Genomic DNA, 22016 nt, shown 5'->3' on the forward strand with positions numbered 1-22016 from the left:
ACGCTTCGATGACATTGGGAATGCCGGCGCGAAAGCGCCGGCATTTTCTTTTGGTCCGTCCCTTGACCGGGCGTGGCGGCGGCACCCGAAAGGGGGCCGCCGTTTTCGCTGCAGCCGCTCCCATGGACGGGTCTGCGACACGGCGACTGACCGCCTTGCGGCCTGGCGACGAGGATCTGGCCGACCTGACGGCCCTGCGCCTTGATCCCGAGGTCGCGCGGAGTCTTGGCGGCGTCATGACGGCCAGGTCACCGCCGCCTGTCTGAAATCCAATCACCGCCATCGGGCCGAACACGGCGCCGGCTTGCGGACGCGGAGGGCCAGGGATGGACCCTCTGTGGGCCGCGCCGGCTTGCGCCGCGACGGTCCGAGCCGGGTCACGTCGGCCTGGTCCCTCAAGGCGCGCACGGGGCGCAGCCCGTGCGCCTGAGGGCGGGCCTTTCGCGGGAGCGCGACGCCATTTCTCGTGACCGGCCCTGCGGCGTGTCTCGTCGATCACGATAGCCCACGAAAAAGGGCCGCCAAGCGATGCCTGGCGGCCCTGGTTTCGTCGTTTGTCGACTGCGCTACCGGATCGGCGTGTCGGCCAGCACGCTCGCCCCGCCCGGTGCGGCGCGCAGGCGGGCGGTGGCCAGCTCGTCGAGAATGGCCTCAGAACGTGGATCGCCCAGGATCCAGGCCGAGGCCGCCAGGGTGCGCATCGAGGTCGCGCTGATGCCCAGGGCGTGCTCGATGGCCTCGAACGGCGACTGGCCGCTGTCCATGCGCTTGAGGCGCACCTCGCCCGTCAGATTGGCCAGGCTCTTGGCCTTGTCGACCGCCTGATAGAAGCCGCCCAGCTCGTCGACCAGGCCCAGCTGCTTGGCCTGCTCGCCGGTCCAGACCCGGCCCTTGGCGATCTCGCGCACGCGCTCGGGCGGCAGCTTGCGGCCCTCGGCGACGCGGGTGATGAAGCTGGCATAGATGCGGTCCATCCAGCCGGCGAACCTGGCGCGCTGGTCGTTGGTGAAGCCGTCACCCGCACCGAAGGCGCCGGCATAGTCGCCGCCCACATGCACCTGGCGGGTGTCGACGCCAAAGCGTGACAAGGCCTCGCCGATGGCGAACTTGCCGCCATAGACGCCGATCGAGCCGGTCAGGGTGGTGGGCTCGGCGATGATCGACGAGGCACCGCTGCTGATCCAGTAGCCGCCCGAGGCGGCATAGGTTCCCATGCTGACCACCACCGGCTTGCCGGCCGCCTTGGCGGCCTTCACGGCGGCCAGGATCTGTTCCGACGCGGTGTCGGAGCCGCCGGGCGAGGAAACGCGGAAGACGATGGCCTTGACGTCCTTGTCGGCCGCGGCGTCGTACAGCGCCTTGGCCACGTCGTCGGAATAGACCGTGGACTCGCTGCCGAACGGCGAGGCCGAGCCGCTGGTTCCGGTGACGATGGGGCCCTCGGCGCCGATCACGGCGATGGCGGGTCCGGTCTTGGACGCCGGCCGCTTGGAGCGGTTGGCGTAGTCGTCGAAATCGATCAGCTTGGCGCCCTTGCCGGCCCGCGTCAGGGCTTGGGTCTGAACGTCGTGAACCTGGCCGACCCGGTCGATCAGGCCCTTGGCCTGGGCTTCCTGGGCGCTGTAAGGGCCGGCCTCGAGGTCGCGGATCAGCACGGCGGGGTTCTTCATGCGGTCGGCGGCGGCCGTGGTCAGGGTGGTGCGATAGACTGAGCCCATCCACGACAGCGACGACTCGCGGTGGGCCGGTGTGTAGTCGGTATAAAGGTAGGGATTGACCGCGTTCTTGTACTCGTAGCGCTGCTCGTAGTCGGCCTTGACGCCGTACTTGTCGAAGAAGCGCTTGAAGAACATCGCCTCGCTGGCGACGCCCACGGCCTGGAACGAACTGTCGGGCTGCATCCAGAACTCGCTGGACGCCGCGCCCAGCATGTAGGTCGAGGTCACCATGCCCGAGGGATAGAGCCCCTGGCTGTGGGCGTAGATCGGCTTCTTGCCGACCGAGCGGAAGTGCTTGAAGGCCAGGCGAAGTTCGTCGGCGGCGGCCGGAGCCATGCCGCCCTCGGGCAGGCGCACCAGCAGGGCCTTGACCTTGTCGTCGCCCTCGGCGCGCCGCAGGGTCTCGATCACCGACATGACGGAGTTTCCGCCGCCGCTGAACGCCGCGAAGGGGTTCTGTGCCGCCTGATCGGTCAGTCCGCTGCGCAGGTCCAGATGCAGCACCGAATGGGCGGGAACCGGCGCCGGACGCGCCGCGCCGGCGGCCATCACGATCAACAGGAAGGGGACGCCCACCACGAACAACACCAGGCCGACGAACACGCCGGCCACGGTCAGGAAGAACTGCTTCATCGAAGATCCCGTCACCAATTCAGTCGCAGGCTAACGGCTGTCGCGCCGCCGTACAAATGAACAGCGTGCAACCTCGACGCGGCGAACGCGAATCTATTGGAAACAAAGGGATTTATAAACGGGAGAAGATGGTCGGAGTGGCAGGATTTGAACCTGCGACCCCTGCGTCCCGAACGCAGTGCTCTACCAGACTGAGCCACACTCCGACTTGGAGGGCGGCTTATAGAGGCGTGGCCGCCCCCTCGCAAGGGTCAAATATGGCGCTCGAAAAAGAAGTTGAAAGCGCCGTTGCATCCATCCGACTCCTGCGCTATCTCCACCGCCTCGCCGATCCCTACGGGGTTTCGCCGTTCCTGCTGGGGAATGGTGTAATGGTAACACAGCGGTTTTTGGTACCGTCGTTCTAGGTTCGAGTCCTAGTTCCCCAGCCACGTCTCCCATGACTTTAAACGCATCGCGGCCCCCGCCGCCTTGCGCCGCTGAGAGCGGCGAACAGACTTGCCCGCAGCGCGCGCATGTATCGATTATCGGTGTCGAAAGTTGAGTTGCTGGTCTAGCCAAACGCTGGGCGCGAACTCTGTTGCATTTTAACCAGCCGCAACGTTGTGGGGGACGGTCGTGACCGCGATTTCCCGACCATCGATCTCTATTTCGCAGCCGGCGACAGAAAAGGCCGTTTGAACAAGCGATCTCGATGCCGGTGTGATCCAATCACTACTTGTATTCCAACGTAGGGGGTGTATTTCCAAATCAAAGCATGATTGGAGACGTCATCGTGGAAGACAAAGCCTCGCTCATCGAGCTGACTGCGGAAATCGTGGCCAACTATGTCGCGAATAACATCACACCGGTATCCGATCTTCCGGCGCTGATTCGCGCCACGCATGACGCCCTTGCAGGTATTGGCTCGCCGGAAGCTCCGGTTGTCGAGGCGGTTACGAAGGCTACTTCGGCGCAGATTCGCAAGAGCATCACGCCGGACGCTCTGATCAGCTTTGAAGACGGCAAGCCCTACAAGACGCTGAAGCGCCACCTGACCACGCACGGCATGACCGTTGCCGAATACAAGGCCAAGTGGGGTCTGCCCAACGACTATCCTACGACTGCGCCCGCCTATAGCGAAGCCCGTTCGGCCATGGCCAAGGCCCTGGGCCTGGGTCAAGGCGGCCGCAAGGCCAAGAGCCCGGCCAAGGCGCCGCGCGCCCGCAAGGCGTAAGGCTTTCGACATTGACTGAAGAGGGGCTGGCCGAAAGGCCGGCCCCTTTTTGATTCCGCGTCGCCTGGCCGCCTGAGCGCCGAAGACGCCCGCACAGCTCGGCTGGAGCGCCTCTAGGCCGAGGCCCGGTCTTCTTCCGGCGCGGGCGGCGTGAAGATCCGCGTCACGGTCTCGACAAGTTTCGCCACTTCGATCGGCTTGGGGATCAGGCCGTCCATGCCCGCATCGGCATAGAGTGTTTGCTCATGGGTCAGCACACTGGCCGTCACGGCGAAGATCGGCGTGCGGGGGCGGCCCGTTAGGCGCTCGCGCTCGCGGATCGTCCGGCTGGCCTCGATGCCGTCCATGCCCGGCATGTGGATGTCCATCAGGATGGCGTCCCAGGGCTCAAGCTCCCACATGGCCACCGCTTCGCGACCATCGCCGGCGACCTCACCATGGACGCCCAGATGGCCCAGCAGGGTCAGCAGGACGGTGCGGTTGGTGTCGTTGTCGTCGACCACCAGGATCCGGGGAGGGGTATCATCGTCATAGGCGGCTGCGGGAAGGTTCGCGGGCGCGCTGGTGGCCGCCTGGACCTCGGGCATGGGCGTCGAAAACCGGAAGCGCGTGCCGCCGCCGGGCAGGGAGGCAAAGTCGATTCGGCCGCCCATCAGCCCCACCAGCTCCTTGCAGATCGCCAGGCCCAGACCCGCGCCGCCGGCGCGGCGGGTGCTGGAGCTGTCCAGCTGAGCGAACTTGCCAAAGACCAGGCCGCGATGGCTTTCGGGGATTCCGACACCCGTGTCTTCGATACAGAAGGTCACCATGTGGGCGTCGCCTTCGACGGTCACCCGCACATGGCCGCGATCGGTGAACTTTATGGCGTTGGAGATCAGGTTGCTCAGCACCTGACGCAGGCGCTCGGCGTCGCCCAGGCGCCAGCCTGTCGCCGTCGGCGCGATGTCCAGCGAGAAGGCCAGGCCCTTTTCCCGCGCCAGGCCGCCATAGAGTTGTCTCAGGGCGTCCAGCATGAAATCCAGTTCGAAGGGTGCGGGGATGATCTCCATCCGGCCCGCCTCGATCCTGGAAATGTCGAGAATGGCGTTGATCACCCCCAGCAGCGACTGGCCGGACGTGGTGATCATGCCCAGGCGATGTCGCTGCTCTGGATCAAGCGCGCCGGTCTCCATGATCTGGGCCATGCCCAGGACACCGTTCAGGGGCGTGCGGATCTCGTGGCTCATGGTGGCCAGGAAGTCGGTTTTGGCGCGGTTGGCGGTCTGGGCCGCGATCGCCAGGGCCTCGGCCCGGGCCTGCAGCCGCCGGTTCTCCTTCAGCTCCCGCTGGAGGTCGGCGTTCAGGGCGTCGCTGGCGAGCCGGGCGTGAACTTCCCGACTGACCGCGCCACGCACCATGGTGGACATGCCAAGGGCGGCGAACGCGCCGGCCATGCCCATGAACATGTACTGGGCAATCATGTCGCCGGGGGCCTTGCGGGCCATCAGGAACAGTCCCGTCATCGCCAGGGCGACACTGATCAGCGCCACCCGGCGGGTCGGGGCCGAGGCCGCAAACACCAGCGCCATCAGCACGAAATAGACCAGTTTCTGGGGTTCCAGGTGCAGCGTGTGGTGGGCGATGACATTGGCCAGGAACAGGCCATTCATCACCAGGATCAGGGCCTCCAGCCGCCAGCCGGTCCAGTGTCCGCGCCCCAGAGCCCGCCAGGCGACAAACGCATAGGCCGCCGCCGTCACCGACAGGCTGCCCAGGATCAGCAGGTTCGAAGGGGTTTCATAGAAGGGATGCGAGAGGCTGATCAGGCAGTAGTAAACGGCCGCCGCAATCAGATAGCCGCGCGCGATCGGTACATAGGCCTGTATCAGGGCGGCCTCGGCGGGCCTCGATGTTGAGGTGATCGGCAAAGCCAAACCCTGTCTACGACTTCATGTGTCCCACCACTTCAGTTTCCGTAGCCGAGGAAGAGTTAAATCTTGGCCCAGGGTCATGACTGACACCTGTCAATTCAGGCTCTAGACACCGCTCAGCGCCAATCCCGGCGCATCTGGATTTCGCGTTCCTCCGCCATTCAGAGGGCGCTGCATCCACACCAGATCGACCCATCGGCCAAATTTGAAGCCCATGGCGGGGAAAACCCCCTGTTTTTCGAAGCCCATCGCCGCGTGCAGGCCGATGGAGGCGCTGTTGCCGCTATCGCCGATCACCGCGACCATCTGACGCAACCCCAGCGCTTCGCAGGCCTCGATCAGGGCGGCCAGCAGGGCGCGGCCCACGCCCTGTCCCACGGCGTCCGGCGAAATATAGACGCTGTCCTCGACCGTGTAGCGATAGGCGGCGCGCAAACGAAACGGGCCGGCATAGGCATAGCCCAGCACGACGCCATCCCGTTCGGCGACCAGATAGGGCAGGCCACGATCGAGGAACGTGGCGCGGCGACGGGCCATCTCGTCCTGCGCGGGTGGGTCTTCCTCGAAGGTGCCCAGGCCGTTGCGGACGTTCCAGCCATAGATCGCCGTGATGGCCGCCAGGTCGGCGTCGGTCGAGGGGCGGACGGTGAGGGTCATTGGAAAGTCCTCCCCCCGATGGGGGAGGCGGCCCGCAGGGCCGGAGGGGGACGTGATCCCCGCCGTTGGCTGACTTCCCCCACCGTCGGCTTCGCCGACACCTCCCCCTTCAGGGGGAGGACCTTGAAGCCAGGCACCCTTAAGCCTCCCAACCCTTGTCCACCGCCCAGACCGCGAAGGCGTAGTCCAGGGCGATCTCCTTGAGGAAGTCGAACCGGCCCGAGGCCCCGCCGTGGCCGGCGTCCATATTGATCTTCAGCAGGACGGGCCTGCCGCTGGTGCTGGCCGGCCGCAGTTTGGCCACCCACTTTTCGGGCTCCCAGTAGGTGACGCGCGGGTCGGACAGACCGCCGGTGGCCAGCACCGCCGGATAGGGTTTGGCCTCGACATTGTCATAGGGGCTGTAGCTGGCGATGTAGTCATAGGCCGCCGCGTCCTCCAGCGGATTGCCCCATTCGGGCCATTCGGGCGGGGTCAGCGGCAGGGTGACGTCGCTCATGGTGTTGACCACGTCGACGAACGGCACAGCCGCGATGATCCCGGCGAACAGGTCGGGCCGCATGTTGGTGATCGCCCCCATCAGCAGGCCGCCCGCCGAGCCGCCATAGGCCACCGTGTTGGCGGGCTTGCCATAGCCGGCCCCATGCAGGTGCTCGGCGCAGGCGATGAAGTCGGTGAAGGTGTTCTTCTTCTTGTCCTTCTTGCCGTCCAGGAACCAGCTCCAGCCCTTTTCCGAGCCGCCGCGCGGGCAGGCCGTGGCCCAGATCCAGCCGCGGTCGACCAGGCTGAAATTGCGGATCGAGAAGCTGGCCTCCATCGAGACGCCGTAGCTGCCATAGCCGTAGAGGAGCAGCGGGGCCGAGCCGTCCAGTTTTGTGCCCTTCTTCATCAGGATGAAGACCGGCACCTCTGTGCCGTCGCTGGCCTTGGCGTTGAGGCGGCGGGTCTCGTACTGGCTGGGATCGTGGCCGGAGGGGATTTCCTGGGTCTTGCGCAGGGTCCGCTCGCGCGTCGCCATGTCATAGTCGAACCACTGCCGGGGCGTGGTCATCGAGTTGTAGACGAAGCGCACGGTGGCGGTGTCGTACTCGTAGCCGCCCTCGAGGCTGAGGGCATAGGCGGCCTCGTCGAAGTCGACGACGTGCTCTTCGCCGGCCCCATCTTTGTCAGGGCGCGCCGTGATGACGATGCGGTTGACGGCGTCCACCTTTTCCAGCCGCGCGAAGTGGTTCTGGAAGGCGATCATGCCGACGATCAGCCGGCCGGGCGTGTGGGCCACCCAGTCCTTCCAGTGGGCCTTGCCGGGCGTGGCCTCGGGCGCGGTCACCAGCTTCCAGTCGACGGCGCCGTCGGCGTTGGTGCGGATCACGAAGTGGTCGTTCCAGTGGTCCAGCTCGTAGCGCAGACCGACCTGGCGCGGCTGGACGACCACCGGCTTGGCGGTCGGGTCGCTGGCCGGGATCAGCAGATTTTCGCTGGTCTCCTGGTTGCCGCAGCTGATGACGATGAACTTCTCGGACGACACCGTGCCGACGCCGATGAAGAAGCCTTCGTCGGGCTCGTCATAGATCAGCACATCGTCCTTGGCGCCGCCGCGGGCCGGGCGGCGATGAATGCGGGCGGGGCGGCCATTGTCGTCCCGGAACGTCCAGAACAGCCACTGGCTGTCGGGCGAGAAGCAGAAGTCGCCGGTGGTGCTTTCGACCGGGCTTTCCAGCACCGCGCCGGTCGCCAGATCCTTGACGTGGACGCGGTAGACTTCCGAGCCCTGCTCATCGATGGCAAAGGCATAGAGCCTGTGGTCCGGCGAATGGCTGGCGGCGCCGACCTGGTAGAAGGCCTTGCCCTTGGACTCGGCCTCTTCGTCCAGCAGGATCTGTTCGGGCCCGCCGCCCCTGGGCTTGCGGGCATGGATCGGGTGCTGCGCTCCGGTCTCGAAGCGGGTGTAGTATTCCCACAGACCGTCGGGGGCGGGGACGGAGGCGTCGTCCTGCTTGATGCGGCCCTTCATCTCCTCGAACATCGCCGTCTGCAGCGCCTCGGTCGAGGCCAGCATGGCCTTGGTGTAGGCGTTCTCGGCGGTCAGGTGTTCCTTGACGTCGGCCTTGATCAGCGACGGGTCGCGCAGGACCTTCTGCCAGTTGTCGTCCTTCATCCACGCATAGTCGTCGGTCCGCACCCGGCCCAGCTGCTCGATGCGCTTGGGCTCCTTCTTGGCGACGGGCGGGACGGGGCGAGCGGCTTTGGATGCGGACATGGAGATCCCGGGAATGAAAACTGGACTGGACGTAAGCACGGCGGCCGCGCTCGTCATCATCTGACGTCGGTTCATGATGCTTGTTTCCCCCACCAACTCGTAAACGATCTCTGCGTCAGATAGCCAGCTTGCGGGCCCTGCCGGGTCTGGTCAAACTTATCTGGCGAAGCGCGCCGACGTGCGCCCCGCGGGGTAAGTAAAAGAGTAGGGGCGACGATGGTTTACGACCTGTCCGTCGATCTGATCCAGGCGACGGTTCAGCTTGAGCAGCCGCTCAAGGACGGGTCGCGAACGGTGGGCACCGGCTTCCTGATCGCCGACACCGACCCCGACGGCAAACCCCGCACCATCCTGATCACCGCCGCTCACGTCTTCGACCGCATGCCGTCGTTCTCGGCCAAGATCGGCTACCGCACCCAGGGCGGTGACGGCGTCTGGCGCTATGATCCCCAGACCCTGAAGATTCGCGACGGCGACCATCCGCTGTGGGTCAAGCACGCGGGCCGCGATGTCGCCGCCCTCGTGGTCGAGGCGCCGCCGGAATTCGCCAAGGCGGCGATCCCGCTGGCCTGGCTGGCCAAGGACGACACCTTCAGCCACTACAAGCTGGGTCCCGGCGACGAGATGATGGCCCTGGGTTTCCCGCGCGGCCTGTCGGCCAATCCGGCCGGCTTCCCCATTCTGCGGTCGGGCCGCGTGGCCTCCTATCCGCTGGCCCCGGCGACGGCCTTTCCGACCTTTCTGATGGATTTCGCGGTCTTCCCCGGCAATTCGGGCGGACCGGTGTTTATGGCGCAGGGCGCGCGCCGCCGCCCGGGTGCGACGGAGGCGCAGGAAGTGCAGTTCATCGCCGGCATCCTGACCCAGCAGGTCGAGTTGTCGGGCGAGCGGCTGGAGATCGGCATCGTCACCCACGCCAAATACATCCGCGAGACCATCAGCCTCCTGGGCAAGCCGTCGCCCCTGACGGCAGCCGCGCCGTCCACCCGGATCGAACCGATGGTCGAGGGCGCGACGGCCGCCTCGGCTGCGGTCTCGGCCAGCGCCATGGGCGTGGGACGCTAGAAAGGCTGGGAACCTTCGCATCAGCGGAGCCGTTCTTGTGGGGACAATCACCCCAACAGGAGCACAGCCATGAGCACCAATCGTGTTGAAGGCGCTATCGACAAGGGCGTCGGCGCCGCCAAGGAAGCGATCGGCAAGGCGACAGGCAATGAACGCCTCGAAGCCGAAGGCCTGGCCCAGAAGGCCAAGGGCGACATCCAGAACAAGGTCGGCCAGGCGCAGGACGCCATCGGCGACGCCATCAAGAAGTAAGGCCTGGTTCCGACCAGACTGACGAACGGCCCCGGGCGCTATCCTGGGGCCGTTTTTCGTTTGCGGTGTGGGGTTGATTACGCCGGAGGTAATGGCGCGTCGGCCAGGCTCGACCTAGCCTGCGCTGATGACCACCACCGTCCTTACCATCGGCGAGCGGCTGCGCGACTGGCGTCAACGGCGCCGGCTCAGCCAGCTGGACCTGGCCTGCGAGGCCGAAATCTCGACCCGGCACCTGTCGTTCCTGGAAACCGGCCGCGCCGCCCCCAGTCGCGACATGGTGCTGCGTCTGGCTGAGGGGCTGGGCGTGCCGCTGCGCGAACGCAACGTCCTGCTGCTGGCCGCCGGCTTTGCGCCGGTGTTCCCCGAACGGTCGCTGGACGATCCGGGGCTGGAGGCCGCCAAGGTCGCTGTCGAGACGCTGCTGGCGGCTCACATGCCGTTTCCGGCCCTGGCCATCGACCGGCGATGGACCCTGCTGGCCAGCAATGCGTCGGCGGGCCTTCTGCTGGAGGGTGTCGACCCGAAACTTCTGGAGGGGCCGGTCAACATGCTGCGCCTGAGCCTGCACCCCGACGGCGTGGCTCCCCGCATTGTCAATCTGGCCGAGCTGCGCGGCCACATCCTGTCGCGCCTGCGTCGGGAGCTGGCCGAGAATGGTGATGCGGGTCTGGCCGACCTGATCCGCGAGTTGTCGGCCTATCCTGGTGGCGAGGCCCATCCCCGCGGCGGCGAGGGGATGATCGCCGTGCCGCTGCGGCTGAACACGCCCTTGGGCGAACTGTCGTTCCTGACGACCACAATGACCTTTAGCGGCGCGCTGGACGTGACCGTATCTGAACTGACGATCGAGACATTCCTGCCGGCCGATCCCGCCACGGCCGCCGCTCTGGGGGCCGTGGCGGGAGGCTGAGGGCTTAGGCGCCGTAGATGATCGAGATGGTCTCGGCCACGCAGGCGGGGCGCTCTTCACCTTCGATCTCGATGGTGCACTCGTTCTTCATCTGCAGGCCGCCCGATTTGGGCTCGGCGCTGAGCAGCTTCTGGCGCATGCGCACGCGCTTGCCGACCCGGACCATGCCGGTGAAGCGGACCTTGTCGCAGCCGTAGTTGATGCCGCGCGTCACGCCGGTGACGTGCAGGATGCCGGCGCCCAGCATCGGGATCAGCGACAGGGTCAGATAGCCGTGGGCGATCGGGCCGCCGATTTCCCGGGTGGCGCGTTCGACATCGACATGGATCCACTGGTGATCACCGGTGGCCTCGGCGAACTGGTTGACCCGCTCCTGGCTGATCTCGACCCAGTCCGAAACACCGATTTCCTGACCAACCAGGCTGGCGATATCCGCATAGGCGACTTGTTTCATGGCGTTCTCCCAAACACGTCTTGTGCAAACAGTTGTTTGATTGATCCCATGGCCGGGCGGTTGGGGCAAGGTCGAGCCCAAGCTTTGTGCTGCATCCGGCCGATCCTGGCCTGCGCCACCCATGCGCCGGTCACTGTGTCAAATGGACACAGCCGGTCCGTCCCAAAACTGGGATCTGTTGCAGTTTTGGTCGGACTATTTTCCAGAGCCGCCGCCGAAAACTACCCAAAACAAGTAATACAACAATAATGGGAAATTAACGTTTGGCTACAGTTGCCAGCTAAGAAGCGGAGCCAAAAGAGGCGGGGACTGATTTGCTTGATGAATCGAGGTTATCGGAAATTAACATATGAGCTTGATTGGCGGGTGACTGATTGGCTGCGGGCCGGCGGGTCGAATTTCTCCAGGCGTGGCACGCGCCTTGCGAAGTACCATTCGCCGAATGATCGGCTTAGTGGAGAAAACAGATGAACCGCACCATCCTGCTCACCATCGCCGCGCTGACGGTTGCTGGTACTGCCCAAGCTCAGACCATCAATACCAACCAAACCAACAGCTCGAATATTCGCGCCAAGCTCAATGCGACGGTCAGCGATGTTCAAGACAAGGTTGCCCTGACTGCGGCTGGTATCGGCAACAGCGTCACGCTGGAAGGCGCCACGGCCAACACCATCAACAATACGCAGCGTTTCTTCGGCGATGTTTCATCTGAACTGAACGCGACCGTCCGCGATGTTGGCAAGAGCGTCGACGCGACTTCGGCCGCGATCGCCAATACAGCTTCGATCAAGGCCGACTATGTCAACGTCGTGAACAATGTTCAGTACGCCAACTATGATCCGACCGCCGTCCTCAACGCCACCCTGACCGATATCAGCGGCGAAGTGAACGCGACCGCTGCAGCAATCAGCAACACGGCCACCATCGAAGCCGATCTGGGCCAGGTCAACTCGACCCAGATCAACTACGCCGCCGTCAACGCCACCGCCAACACGACCATTCGCAATGTCAGCGACTCGGTCTCGGCGACGGCTGCCGCCATCGGCAACACCCTGTCCGTCAAGGGTTTCTAAGTCGGCACAAGGACGCTCGTTGAGCGCTCGCGAGCGTCCTTTACTCCCGCCTTCAGTCGCGCCTTTTCCATCCTCTTTCAGGACCTGTCCCATGCTCAAGATGTTCACGCCGGCCCTGACCGTCGCTCTGCTGGCCCTGCCTGTTCAGGGCGGAGCGCAGACCCTGGGTCGCGACGGAATCGGCAGCCTCGAAGCCGGCTACGGCAATGCCCGGGCCATGGAGACCGAGCGCTTCAATCCGTCCACCCGCGACAGCCAGGGCAACCGCATCATCAAGGATGGTGTGATCCAGAGCGGCGTCGGCGGAAGCAAGATCACCACCAACACCAACACCGCCGTCTATGGCGCGGCCTTTTTCGAGAGCGGCGCCAGCAACAGCGCCACCGCGATCGGCAATTTGGTCAATGTCACGGTCGAGGGATCCAACAATACGGTCGTGCTCAACAGTGTTCAGACCAATACCGGATCGGTTTCGGCCACGGCTGTTCTCAATGGCTCGGCCGCCAAATCGACCGAATCCAACCAGTAGCGCCCTGACCAACGCTCTCGGTCTCATAAGGAAACCAGCACCATGTTGATCGCTCGCGCCCCGGGGGCCGCAGGCCTTGCGGCGGCGATCCTCGCCGTTGCGCCGCCGAGCCTGGCTGCCGAGGCGGGCGGCGACTATGCGCGGCCGATCGGCGATGCGCCGGCCACCCGCAACCCGACGCCCTATACGCCGGCCCTGATCTGCCTGGCGCGCCAGCCGCTGAGCCGGCCGATGCCGCGCATCTCGGTCGGACGGATCTCCGACATGACCGGCAAGTCCGACTTCGAGACCGGCGCCAAGATCAGCCAGGGGGCCTCGCTGTTTGCGATCACGGCGCTCGGCAAGGCGGGCTTTCCGGTGGTCGAGCGGCTGGACAATTCCGTGGCCGAGATCGAGCTCAACTATGCCCGCCAGCGCCTGCTGTCCGACACACCCGAACTGGCCGGCAGCAGCGGTGACAACTTCCGCCGCATCCTGGCCGGTCAGATCGCCGGCTCGTCCTACTATATCGTCGGCGGCATTACGGAGCTGAACTACAATATCCGCTCGACCGGCGCTGACGCCCAGATCGGCGACCGGGGTTTGAATGGCGTGCGGGCCGGCGCGGCGGGCCAGACCTATGTGCTCAACATCGCCATCGATCTTCGGCTGGTGAATTCACGCTCCCAGGAGGTGGTCGACATGGTCTCGTACCAGAAGCAGCTGGTCGGCCGCAGCCTTGACCTTGGCCTGACCGCTGGAAATGACAAGCTCGGCGCAGCAGCCTCCTATGGCCGCAGCGGCATGGAGCCGATGCAGGCCGCCGTTCGCACCCTGGTCGAGCGCGGCGTGTTCGAGATGATCGCCGGCTTCCGTGGCGGGGAGGCGAAGAATCTTTGCCTTGATCCGGTAACTGAACCGCAGGGGCCCGCGCTCCCGGCCTATGCGGCCTCGCGGACCGTTCAAGCCCAACCGAGGACCTGGTGATGTCTCAAGACCCGGGCCTGACTGCCGGCCGTCACAGTGCACGGATCGCCGCGACCCTGGTCGCGCTGATGCTGGCCGGCTGCGCCTCGACCACCGCCGACAAGGTCACGGGTCTCTATGCCCAGCCCATCGGCGACGCCCCGGCGACCACCAATCCGACGCAGTATTCGTCGGCCCTGGCCTGTCTGGCGTCCAATGCCGCCGCCAGCGGGCGAGCGGCGCCCCGGGTGGCGGTCGGCGCCATTGCCGATCTGACCGGCAAGCGCGACATCACGACCGGGGCCAAGGTCAGCCAGGGTGCGTCGCTGTTCGCGATCAGCGCCTTGGGCAAGGCCGGCCTGCGGCTGGTGGAGCGGGGCGATCGGGGCATTTCCGATACCGAACTGGCCTATGCCCAGAACCACACCCTGTCGGACTCTCCGGAAAAGGCGGGCTCCGACCCCGAAAACTATCGCCCGATCTATGCCGGACAGATCGCCGGCTCTGACTTCTACATTGTCGGCGGGCTTACGGAGCTGAACTACAATATCCGCTCGTCAGGCGTGGATGCGCGTGGCGGTGATGTGGGGACGGGCGGGCTGAAAGGGTCGCTGACCGGCAGCACCTATGTGATCAATATCGCCATCGACATGCGCATGGTCGACTCCCGCTCGCAGGAGATCATCGACATCACCTCCTACCAGAAGCAGATCATCGGCCGGGAGATCAAACCGGGCGTGTTCGACTTTCTGAACGGCAATGTCATCGACATTTCCGGCGGCAAGAGCGAGCTGGAGCCCATGCAGCTGGCGGCCCGCACCCTGGTCGAGCGCAGCATCTATGACTTCGCCAGCACGCTGCTGCAGGTCAAGCCGACCCAATGCCTCAACGAGCAGGGCGACGGCGCCCGGCCTCGCCAGGCGCGCCCCGTCCAGAGCGTCCAGGCCCCGCCGCCAGCCGTCCAGGCGCCCAAACCCGCCGCCCCGGCGGTCGCCGCGCCAGGCTATAACGGCCCGTACCTGGATCGCTCGCGCTGGCTGGCCCCGGACCGGGGCGCGGCTCCGAACCGGCCCTAGGCCCTAGGCTCTAGGTCTTGGCCCAGTAGGCATCCCGGATCAGCCGCTTGTAGAGCTTGCCCGTCGCATGGCGGGGCAGCTCCTGCATGAAGTCGATGCGGCGCGGCGATTTTACGTGGCTGAGATTGGCGCGCACGAAGGCCATCAGCTCGTCGGCGAGATCAGAGTGATCCTCGGCCCAGGCCAGGGGCTGGATCACCGCCACGACCTTTTCGCCCATCTCCTCGCACGGCGCCCCGACCACGGCGGCGTCGGCCACCATCGGGTGGGTGATCAGCAGGTTCTCGATCTCCTGCGGATAGATGTTTACCCCGCCGCTGATGATCATGAAGCTCTTGCGGTCGGTCAGGTAGAGATAGCCCTCCTCGTCGACCCAGCCCACGTCGCCCAGGGTGGTCCAGCCGTGCTGGTTGTAGCTCTCGGCGGTCTTGTCCGGGGCGTTGTGATAGTTCACCGCCGGGCCGTTGGCGAAATAGACCGCGCCCTCGGTGCGGGGCGGAACCGGATTGCCGTCCTCGTCGCAGATGCGCAGTTCGCCCAGCACGGCCTGGCCGACGCTGCCCTTGTGGGTCAGCCAGTTCTGCGAATTGATCCAGCAGAAGCCGTTACCCTCGGTGCCGGCGTAGTATTCGAAGATCACCGGGCCCCACCAGGCGATCATCTGCTCCTTGACCGGAACCGGGCAGGGGGCGGCGGCGTGGACGGCCGATTGCATCGACGAGACGTCGTACTTGGCGCGGGTCTCTTCGGGCAGTTTCAGCATCCGCACGAAGTGGGTCGGCACGAACTGGCCGCAGGTGACCTTGTACTTTTCGATCAGGGCCAGGGCGGCCTCGGGATCGAACTTCTCCATCACGATCACCGTGCCGCCCAGCTTGTGGACGCTCATGCACCAGCGCAGCGGGGCGGCGTGATAGAGCGGGGCGGGGGACAGATAGACGCTGTCGCCGGAGAAGCCGAACAGGCCCTGGGCCATCATCTGCAGGGCGTTGGGCTGTTCGATCGGGCCGCCGTTCAGGGCCGGCTTGACGCCCTTGGGTCGGCCGGTGGTGCCCGACGAATACAGCATGTCCGAGCCGGCGCTCTCATCGGCGATCGGGGTCTCGGGCATGGCGGCGCGGGCCGCCTCGAAGTCGGCATAGGCGCCATGGGCGCCGCCCACCGTGTAAAGCTTCAGGCCCGGAACCAGGGCGGGGATTTCGTCGATCAGCGACCCCATCGCCACCGAGGTGATGAACACCTTGGCCCCGCAGTCCTGCAGGATGTACTGGGTTTCGGCCGCCGTCAGCTTGGTCGAGACGCAGACATAATAGAGCCCCGCGCGCTGGGCGGCCCAGGCGATCTCGAAGAACCGGGCATTGTTCTCCATCAGGATGGCGATGACGTCGCCGGTCTGCAGGCCCAGCGAGCGCAACAGCTGCGCCCCCTGGTTGGAGCGGGCGTCCAGCTGGCCGTAGGTCACGACCTCGCCGGAGCCGGCCATGATGTAGGCGGGCTTTTGCGGTTGTGTCTGGGCGTGGATAAAGGGGTGCATGAGGTGAGGTTTCCTAAGCCGCGACGGGGGTCTTGGCGGCCTGAAGGATCATGGCCGCGCCCTTCTCGCCGATCATGATGGTGGGGGCGTTGGTGTTGCCCGAAACCAGGCGCGGCATGATCGAGGCGTCGACGACCCGCAGGCCGTCCACACCGCGCACCCGCAACTGGGCGTCGACCACGGCCATGGGCCCGCTGCCCATCGCGCAGGTGCCGACCGGGTGATAGAGGGTCGAGCCCGAGGCCTTGGCATATTCGAGCAGCATCTCGTCGCTCTCGAAGCCTGGACCAGGGTTCATCTCCTGCTCGACATATTTGGCGATGGCCGGCTGCTCGCCGATCTTGCGCGCCCATTTCAGGCCGGCGATCGCGACCTCCTGGTCCAGCGGATCGGCCAGATAGTTGGCGACGATGGCCGGATACTGCGACGGATCAGCCGACTTGATATGGATGGAGCCGCGGCTTTCCGGGCGCAGCTGGCAGGGCGCGATGGTCATGCCTGGCGCGTCCTCCAGCTCCATCTTCTGCTCGTTGAACAGCTTGTCCAGATCCATGGTGGCCGGCAGGATGTGGAACTGGATGTCTGGTCCTGCGAGGTCCGGTCTGGATTTGCAAAACGCCGCCACATGCGCCGCCGACAGGGTCAGCAGGCCCTTGCGGAACAGCACATATTTCAGCGCCTGGCCCGCCAGTTGGGCGCCCTTGCTCATGGCGTTGATCGACGGCGCGCCGGCCTTCAGGCGGTAGCGCACGCCGGTCAGATAATGGTCCTGCAGGTTCTCGCCGACGCCGGGAAGGTCGCAAACGACCGCGATGCCGCGCTGGCGCAGCAGCTCGCCATTGCCGATGCCCGACAGTTCCAGAAGCTGGGGCGAATTGATCGCTCCGCCGGCCAGGATCACCTCGGCCCGGGCCTTGGCGGTGCGCTTGACGCCGTTCTGCACGAATTCGACGCCGGCGGCGCGCTTGCCCTCGAAGATCACGCGGCTGGCCAGGGCGTTGGTTTCGACCTGCAGGTTCGCCCGCTTCATGGCCGGGTGCAGATAGGCGACAGCGGCCGAGCAGCGCGCGCCGTTCTTCTGGGTCACCTGATACCAGGTGGCGCCTTCCTGATCCTTGCCGTTCAGGTCGTCATAGCGGGGGATGCCGGCCTGGTCGCAGGCCTCGATCAGGGCTTCTGAAATGACGTTGCCGTCGCGCATGTCGGAGACGTTCAGCGGGCCGCCGGTGGCGTGCAGGTCGCTGGCCCCGCGCTCCTGATTCTGCGACTTGCGGAACCAGGGCAGGACGTCGTCCCAGGCCCAGCCTTCGCAGCCCAGCTGCCGCCAGCCGTCATAGTCGGCCTGCTGGCCGCGCACATACAGCATGGCGTTGATCGAGGACGAACCACCCAGCACCTTGCCGCGCGGCCAGACGTGGGCGCGTCCGCCGGTGCCCGGATCGGGCTCGGTGGTATAGAGCCAGTTGACCTTGGGGTCCTTGAGGGTCTGGGCATAGCCGACCGGGATGTGGATCATCAGGTTCGAAGCGAACTGCGAGAGGTTCTTGGTCGGCCGATCATCGCCGCCGGCTTCCAGCAACAGCACCTTGAAGCGACCATCCTCGGAAAGCCGCGCGGCCAGAACGCAGCCGGCCGAACCGGCGCCCACGACGATGTAGTCAGCCTCGATGGTCGCGCTCATCGCTCTCTCCCTAGAGCGCGCTTGGGCGCGCTCCATTTTTTATGTTTAGAGCCCGTCCATGCGGAAAGGCTCGGGGCCGTCTGCGTGTGTCCGCATGATCGGCGTTCACTCACAATGCGCAGGTCTGGGCCGAACGCAAAGCCTCACCTTGCGTCAGTTGCCGTCGCGGCGCCGTTGGCGCGCCGTGTTTAGGCGCTATCGTCCCACCCATAGAACGATGTTCCCGGGAGACGATGCGTGGATCTGATCAGCCAGACAGTGGTGGACGGCAAGGCCGGTCCTGGAGCGGGAACCACCTATCCGACCCTGCCCGATATCGACCTCGCCGATATCTTCCGCTTCGCCAAGGGTCAGCCCTTCGCCGACTATGCGCGGATGCGGGTCGAGGCGCCGGTGATGTGGCATGCCGAGCCCTATGGCGGGCCGGGCTTCTGGGCGGTGACGCGGCATGAAGACGTGATGAGCGTCAACGGCGACCCGACCACCTATTCGTCGCAGCGCGGCGGCATCCTGATGGCCATGGGCCCGCCCGACCGCCGTCACGCCCTGCTGTTCCGGGCGTCGATGGACACCATGATCAATATGGACGCGCCGCATCACCTGCAGCTGCGTCGCGAGCACATGCCCTATTTCACCCCGTCCTATCTGCGCGGGATCACCGAGGCGGTGAAGGGTGAGGTCACGCGGCTGCTCGACGCCATGGAGCCGCTGCTGGAAGGCGGCGCCACCATCGACATGGTCGAGCATTTCTCCAGCGTGCTGCCGCTGTTCACCCTGTGCGAGATCCTGGGCGTGCCGCCCGAGGATCGCCCCCGGTTCCTCAAGTGGATGCACTATCTGGAGCGCGCCCAGGATCTGGCCGTGCAGCAGGCCGCAGCCCCGATCACCCCGACGCTTGAGCTCATGCAGTTCGTCATGGACTTCAACACCAACGTCGAGGAGATGTTCGACTACGGCCGGATGATGCTGCTCAAGCGTCGCGAGGATCCCAAGGAAGACCTGCTGACCGCCATTGCCCGGGCCCAGGTCGACGGCGCCCTGCTGGCCGATGAATATCTGGACGGCTCGTGGCTGCTGATCGTGTTCGCGGGCAATGACACCACCCGCAACACCCTGTCGGGCGCGATGAAGCTGCTGACCGAGTTCCCGGACCAGAAGCAGGCGCTGATCGACAATCCCGGCCTGCTGGGCGGCGCGGTCGACGAGTTCATCCGCATGGTCAGCCCGGTGATCTACATGCGCCGCACGGCGACGGCCGATGTCGAGCTGAACGGCCAGATGATCCGCGAAGGCGAGAAGGTGATCATGTACTACGGCGCGGCCAACCGCGATCCGGAGGTGTTCCCCAACCCCGATCAGCTGGACGTGCGCCGCCCCAATGCGGCCAAGCACATCGCCTTCGGCTATGGCCCCCACACCTGCATCGGCAAGCGCGTGGCCCAGATCCAGCTGGAGGAAGCCTATCGCCAGATCCTGGCCCGCTTCCCCGACCTGAAGGCCACCGGCGAGATGGAGATCGCGCCCAACAACTTCGTGCACGCCATCAGCAAGCTGATGGTCAAGCGGGGGTAGCGTCCAACCCCTCCGGATCGCGTCGCGCTATCCGGAGGGGGCAGGGCTAGACGGCCGGCGGCCTGGCGAACTGGCCGGCGCGCCAGGCCATCCAGGTGACGCCAAGGCCGATGGCGGTGCAGACCACCAGGGCCGGCAGCGAGGCCTCGGGGCCGAAGGCGCCCCCGGTCAGCCATTCGGGGAAACCCGGGCGCGCCGTGCTTGTCGCCATCGCGGGGCCGAAGTCGCCGCCGGACACAGCGGCGCCGAACAGATAGCCTTGGGTGAAATTCCAGGCCGCGTGCACGCCGATCGACATCCAGACCCGCCCCGTCAACGCATAGAAGGCGCCCAGCATGATCCCGGCCTCCAGCGCGATGGCGATGGCCGCGAACACGGTCGCGTTCGGATTGGGCAGGTGGCCAAAGCCGAACAGGGCGGCGGAGATCGCGAAGGCCACCCAGGGGCCGAACGCCCTCCAGGTCAGGCGCAACAGGATGGCGCGGATCATGATCTCCTCGACCACGCCGGACTGAACGGCCTTGCCGATGGCGATCCAGGCCGGCGCGGCGCCGAGGGGCCGGATGTCATAGAGGCCGAACGCCGCCATGATCGCCATCACGGCGGCGAACATCGCCACTCCGATCAGCAGGCCCGCAACCAGTTGCGGAATAGCGGGTCGCCAGGCGATCTCGGACGGCCAGCGTCCTTCGGCCAGTCGCACCGCCAGGGCGTAGACCCCCAGCCCCACCAGCACCGCCACGATATTGGCCGCCAGTTGCGCCGCGCCGGACGTCTTGGGCAAGGCCTTGCCCAGGGCTTCGCCTGTCGACAGCGACGCCAGGGCGATCAGGAAGAACAGCGCCAGGGCCCAGCCGAGGGCCCTGAGCCAGCGCAGCGGTCCGGGATGCAGAAACCGGCGCTCGCCCAGCTCAAGGGGGTGGGTCCAGCGTGTCATATCGATCTTCATGATGTCGGGTGCTCAGGGGTAAGCGTGCTTGAACGGAGAGGCGAGGCGTGGTCCGGCGCGGAAAGCGTCTGGGCCTGCGCCAGGATCCGCTGGCCGAACGGCCGGTGGCTCAGGGCGGTGATCGCTTCGCGGATGACGCCGGACAGCGGGGCCGAAAGCTCGCCGTCCAGGGCGTCGGCGGCGGCGTTGACCGCGGCCCACTGGCGTTGAAGGGCCGGGACCATGGCCTGCGCCTTGGGCGTCAGGGCGACGATGCGCTCGCGGGCGTCGGCACCCGGCTTCAGCTCGACCAGGTCGTCCTTGACCATCTGTGCGACCGTCTGGCTGACGGCCGAATGGCTGATGCCGATCTTCAGCGCCAGCGCCTTGATCGACGCCGGACCCAGGCTCATCAGGCCTCGCAGAACGGGCGTGTAGCGCGGTCGCCAGGCCAGGCCGGCGGTGGTGTAGGCCGCCTGCACATCGCCATCCAACAGTTCGATCAGGTGGTGCAGCAGGGTGCCAAGCGTAGGGGAAGGCGATGACATCCGGATGATGTATAAGCGCTGTTATATATCGTCAAGGCGCGATCAAGCGTGTCGCGCGCAAGTCTGGGGAGAAGGAACGTTGCCCCAATTTCATACGCATGTTTGACTGGCCTAAAATCAGGAGGAACACCCATGCCATCCCCCACCTTCGAGACCCTGCTCTATGACGTCGAGGACGGGATCGCGACGATCACCCTGAACCGGCCCGAGCGGATGAACGCTTTCACCGCCCGGATGATGAAGGACCTGATCGAGGTGTTCGACGTCACCGACGCCGACGACGACGTGAAGGTGGTGATCGTCACCGGCGCGGGCCGGGCGTTCTGCGCCGGGGCCGATCTGGGCGGCGGCGGGGCGACCTTCGATCGCACCTCGCCCCAGGCGCTGGAGCGGGAAGAGGGCAAGGTCGGCGACATCTATCGCGACGGCGGCGGCCGCTGCACCCTGCGCATGTACGAGAGCCTGAAACCCATCATCGCCGCCGTGAACGGCGCGGCCGTGGGCGTGGGCGTGACCATGCAGCTGCCGATGGACATCCGCCTGGCCTCGACCGACGCCAAGTTCGGCTTCGTGTTCGCGCGGCGCGGCATCAATCCGGAAGCGGCCTCGTCCTGGTTCCTGCCGCGCCTGGTCGGCATGCAGACGGCGCTGGAGTGGTGCTATACCGGCCGGGTGTTTGGCGCGCAGGAAGCGCTGGATCGCGGGCTGGTCCGCTCGCTGCACGCGCCCGAAGACCTGCTGCCCGCCGCCCGGGCCCTGGCCCGCGAGATCGCCGACAACTCAGCCCCGGTCTCGATCGCCCTGACCCGCCAGCTGCTGTGGCGCATGGCCGGCGCCGATCATCCGATGGAGGCCCACAAGGCCGACAGCCGGGCCATCCAGGCGCGCGGCGCGGCCGCCGACGCCAAGGAAGGGGTCACCTCGTTCCTGGAGAAGCGCACGCCGGTCTATCCCGACAAGGTCTCGACCGATCTGCCCGATATCTGGCCCCAATGGGGCGAGCACCCGTTTAGCTGACGCAGTTTGGTCGCGGTTCGGCGTCATCGTGTCGCGCA

Annotated in this window: 19 protein-coding genes, 2 tRNA genes and 1 pseudogene; 12 read left to right on the top strand and 10 right to left on the bottom strand. The window is 65.9% G+C overall.

All coding sequences use genetic code 11. The annotated features are described in order from the left end of the window. The first annotated feature begins 122 nt into the window (after positions 1-122). Positions 123-266: a hypothetical protein gene (locus ACW17Z_RS15605; protein WP_492056663.1), complete on the top strand. Its 144-nt coding sequence runs from the start codon at positions 123-125 to the stop codon at positions 264-266. 300 nt (positions 267-566) lie between these two features. On the opposite strand, the gene sppA is transcribed toward ACW17Z_RS15605, so the two are convergent. After that, positions 567-2351 (bottom strand): signal peptide peptidase SppA, encoded by a 1785-nt coding sequence (gene sppA / locus ACW17Z_RS15610; protein ID WP_492056664.1) that lies wholly within the window; start codon positions 2349-2351, stop codon positions 567-569. 129 nt (positions 2352-2480) lie between these two features. After that, a tRNA-Pro gene (locus ACW17Z_RS15615) sits at positions 2481-2557 on the bottom strand. Positions 2558-2708: 151 nt separating this feature from the next. On the opposite strand from ACW17Z_RS15615, the gene ACW17Z_RS15620 reads away from it, so the two are divergent. Next, a tRNA-Gln gene (locus tag ACW17Z_RS15620) sits at positions 2709-2782 on the top strand. 344 nt (positions 2783-3126) lie between these two features. After that, positions 3127-3567: a Ros/MucR family transcriptional regulator gene (locus ACW17Z_RS15625; RefSeq protein WP_419320360.1), complete on the top strand. Its 441-nt coding sequence runs from the start codon at positions 3127-3129 to the stop codon at positions 3565-3567. Positions 3568-3680: 113 nt separating this feature from the next. On the opposite strand, the gene ACW17Z_RS15630 is transcribed toward ACW17Z_RS15625, so the two are convergent. The 3 genes from ACW17Z_RS15630 to ACW17Z_RS15640 form a co-directional block, all read right to left on the bottom strand. Further along, positions 3681-5474: an ATP-binding protein gene (locus tag ACW17Z_RS15630; protein WP_492056665.1), complete on the bottom strand. Its 1794-nt coding sequence runs from the start codon at positions 5472-5474 to the stop codon at positions 3681-3683. Between the two features lie 108 nt (positions 5475-5582). Continuing rightward, entirely contained in the window at positions 5583-6134 is a 552-nt protein-coding gene (locus ACW17Z_RS15635; protein ID WP_492056666.1) for a GNAT family N-acetyltransferase, read from the bottom strand. Between the two features lie 139 nt (positions 6135-6273). Further along, on the bottom strand, positions 6274-8466 hold the full coding sequence (locus tag ACW17Z_RS15640) for a S9 family peptidase (RefSeq protein ID WP_492056667.1): 2193 nt from the start codon (positions 8464-8466) through the stop codon (positions 6274-6276). A gap of 102 nt (positions 8467-8568) precedes the next feature. Between ACW17Z_RS15640 and ACW17Z_RS15645 the strand changes: the two are divergent. From ACW17Z_RS15645 to ACW17Z_RS15655, 3 genes and pseudogenes are all read left to right on the top strand, one after another. Further along, positions 8569-9331: pseudogene (locus ACW17Z_RS15645) on the top strand (trypsin-like serine peptidase); the annotation flags it as partial. A 194-nt stretch (positions 9332-9525) separates the two neighbouring features. Next, positions 9526-9708, top strand: coding sequence for a CsbD family protein (locus ACW17Z_RS15650; protein WP_419320371.1), 183 nt, complete (start codon positions 9526-9528; stop codon positions 9706-9708). Positions 9709-9835: 127 nt separating this feature from the next. After that, on the top strand, positions 9836-10621 hold the full coding sequence (locus ACW17Z_RS15655) for a helix-turn-helix domain-containing protein (RefSeq protein ID WP_492056669.1): 786 nt from the start codon (positions 9836-9838) through the stop codon (positions 10619-10621). Between the two features lie 4 nt (positions 10622-10625). On the opposite strand, the gene ACW17Z_RS15660 is transcribed toward ACW17Z_RS15655, so the two are convergent. Continuing rightward, a complete protein-coding gene (locus ACW17Z_RS15660; RefSeq protein ID WP_419254495.1) occupies positions 10626-11075 on the bottom strand; it encodes a MaoC family dehydratase in 450 nt (149 codons plus the stop codon). Between the two features lie 467 nt (positions 11076-11542). Here ACW17Z_RS15660 and ACW17Z_RS15665 point away from each other — a divergent pair, with 467 nt between their 5' ends. From ACW17Z_RS15665 to hfaB (ACW17Z_RS15680), 4 genes are all read left to right on the top strand, one after another. Beyond that, positions 11543-12148 (top strand): hypothetical protein, encoded by a 606-nt coding sequence (locus ACW17Z_RS15665; RefSeq protein ID WP_419320375.1) that lies wholly within the window; start codon positions 11543-11545, stop codon positions 12146-12148. A 91-nt stretch (positions 12149-12239) separates the two neighbouring features. After that, complete coding sequence (hfaA, locus tag ACW17Z_RS15670) at positions 12240-12677, top strand: holdfast anchoring protein HfaA (RefSeq protein WP_492056670.1); 438 nt, start codon at positions 12240-12242, stop codon at positions 12675-12677. A gap of 42 nt (positions 12678-12719) precedes the next feature. After that, entirely contained in the window at positions 12720-13643 is a 924-nt protein-coding gene (gene hfaB / locus ACW17Z_RS15675) for a holdfast anchoring protein HfaB (protein ID WP_492056671.1), read from the top strand. Further along, a complete protein-coding gene (gene hfaB, locus ACW17Z_RS15680) occupies positions 13643-14698 on the top strand; it encodes a holdfast anchoring protein HfaB (RefSeq protein ID WP_492056672.1) in 1056 nt (351 codons plus the stop codon). The genes hfaB (ACW17Z_RS15675) and hfaB (ACW17Z_RS15680) overlap by 1 nt, the downstream gene beginning before the upstream one ends. A 10-nt stretch (positions 14699-14708) precedes the next feature. Here the strand turns inward: hfaB (ACW17Z_RS15680) and ACW17Z_RS15685 are convergent, their stop codons facing one another. Together ACW17Z_RS15685 and ACW17Z_RS15690 are read right to left on the bottom strand one after the other, a co-directional pair. Then, positions 14709-16232 carry an acyl-CoA synthetase gene (locus ACW17Z_RS15685; protein WP_492056673.1) on the bottom strand — a complete coding sequence of 508 codons (1524 nt, stop codon included), beginning with the start codon at positions 16230-16232 and terminating at the stop codon, positions 14709-14711. Positions 16233-16245: 13 nt separating this feature from the next. Next, complete coding sequence (locus tag ACW17Z_RS15690) at positions 16246-17913, bottom strand: GMC family oxidoreductase (RefSeq protein WP_419320385.1); 1668 nt, start codon at positions 17911-17913, stop codon at positions 16246-16248. A gap of 237 nt (positions 17914-18150) precedes the next feature. Between ACW17Z_RS15690 and ACW17Z_RS15695 the strand changes: the two genes are divergently transcribed. Then, positions 18151-19485 (top strand): cytochrome P450, encoded by a 1335-nt coding sequence (locus tag ACW17Z_RS15695; RefSeq protein ID WP_492056674.1) that lies wholly within the window; start codon positions 18151-18153, stop codon positions 19483-19485. A gap of 46 nt (positions 19486-19531) precedes the next feature. On the opposite strand, the gene ACW17Z_RS15700 is transcribed toward ACW17Z_RS15695, so the two are convergent. Continuing rightward, positions 19532-20422, bottom strand: coding sequence for a CPBP family intramembrane glutamic endopeptidase (locus tag ACW17Z_RS15700; protein ID WP_492056675.1), 891 nt, complete (start codon positions 20420-20422; stop codon positions 19532-19534). Between the two features lie 8 nt (positions 20423-20430). Next, positions 20431-20961, bottom strand: a complete 531-nt coding sequence (locus ACW17Z_RS15705) for a MarR family winged helix-turn-helix transcriptional regulator (protein WP_492056676.1) — start codon at positions 20959-20961, stop codon at positions 20431-20433. Positions 20962-21093: 132 nt separating this feature from the next. On the opposite strand from ACW17Z_RS15705, the gene ACW17Z_RS15710 reads away from it, so the two are divergent. Then, a complete protein-coding gene (locus ACW17Z_RS15710; RefSeq protein WP_419320393.1) occupies positions 21094-21978 on the top strand; it encodes a crotonase/enoyl-CoA hydratase family protein in 885 nt (294 codons plus the stop codon). Positions 21979-22016: the final 38 nt, after the last annotated feature.

It is taken from the genome of Caulobacter sp. GSs2 (genome assembly GCF_058680895.1).

Bases quoted from the DNA above. Each gene is read 5' to 3' on its own strand.
- ACW17Z_RS15650 (WP_419320371.1), top strand. From the start codon at position 9,526: ATGAGCACCAATCGTGTTGAAGGCGCTATCGACAAGGGCGTCGGCGCC.
- ACW17Z_RS15685 (WP_492056673.1), bottom strand. From the start codon at position 16,232: ATGCACCCCTTTATCCACGCCCAGACACAACCGCAAAAGCCCGCCTAC.
- ACW17Z_RS15710 (WP_419320393.1), top strand. From the start codon at position 21,094: ATGCCATCCCCCACCTTCGAGACCCTGCTCTATGACGTCGAGGACGGG.
- hfaB (WP_492056671.1), top strand. From the start codon at position 12,720: ATGTTGATCGCTCGCGCCCCGGGGGCCGCAGGCCTTGCGGCGGCGATC.
- ACW17Z_RS15665 (WP_419320375.1), top strand. From the start codon at position 11,543: ATGAACCGCACCATCCTGCTCACCATCGCCGCGCTGACGGTTGCTGGT.
- ACW17Z_RS15705 (WP_492056676.1), bottom strand. From the start codon at position 20,961: ATGTCATCGCCTTCCCCTACGCTTGGCACCCTGCTGCACCACCTGATC.
- ACW17Z_RS15605 (WP_492056663.1), top strand. From the start codon at position 123: ATGGACGGGTCTGCGACACGGCGACTGACCGCCTTGCGGCCTGGCGAC.
- ACW17Z_RS15700 (WP_492056675.1), bottom strand. From the start codon at position 20,422: ATGACACGCTGGACCCACCCCCTTGAGCTGGGCGAGCGCCGGTTTCTG.
- hfaB (WP_492056672.1), top strand. From the start codon at position 13,643: ATGTCTCAAGACCCGGGCCTGACTGCCGGCCGTCACAGTGCACGGATC.
- ACW17Z_RS15660 (WP_419254495.1), bottom strand. From the start codon at position 11,075: ATGAAACAAGTCGCCTATGCGGATATCGCCAGCCTGGTTGGTCAGGAA.
- sppA (WP_492056664.1), bottom strand. From the start codon at position 2,351: ATGAAGCAGTTCTTCCTGACCGTGGCCGGCGTGTTCGTCGGCCTGGTG.
- ACW17Z_RS15640 (WP_492056667.1), bottom strand. From the start codon at position 8,466: ATGAACCGACGTCAGATGATGACGAGCGCGGCCGCCGTGCTTACGTCC.
- ACW17Z_RS15635 (WP_492056666.1), bottom strand. From the start codon at position 6,134: ATGACCCTCACCGTCCGCCCCTCGACCGACGCCGACCTGGCGGCCATC.
- hfaA (WP_492056670.1), top strand. From the start codon at position 12,240: ATGCTCAAGATGTTCACGCCGGCCCTGACCGTCGCTCTGCTGGCCCTG.
- ACW17Z_RS15690 (WP_419320385.1), bottom strand. From the start codon at position 17,913: ATGAGCGCGACCATCGAGGCTGACTACATCGTCGTGGGCGCCGGTTCG.
- ACW17Z_RS15655 (WP_492056669.1), top strand. From the start codon at position 9,836: ATGACCACCACCGTCCTTACCATCGGCGAGCGGCTGCGCGACTGGCGT.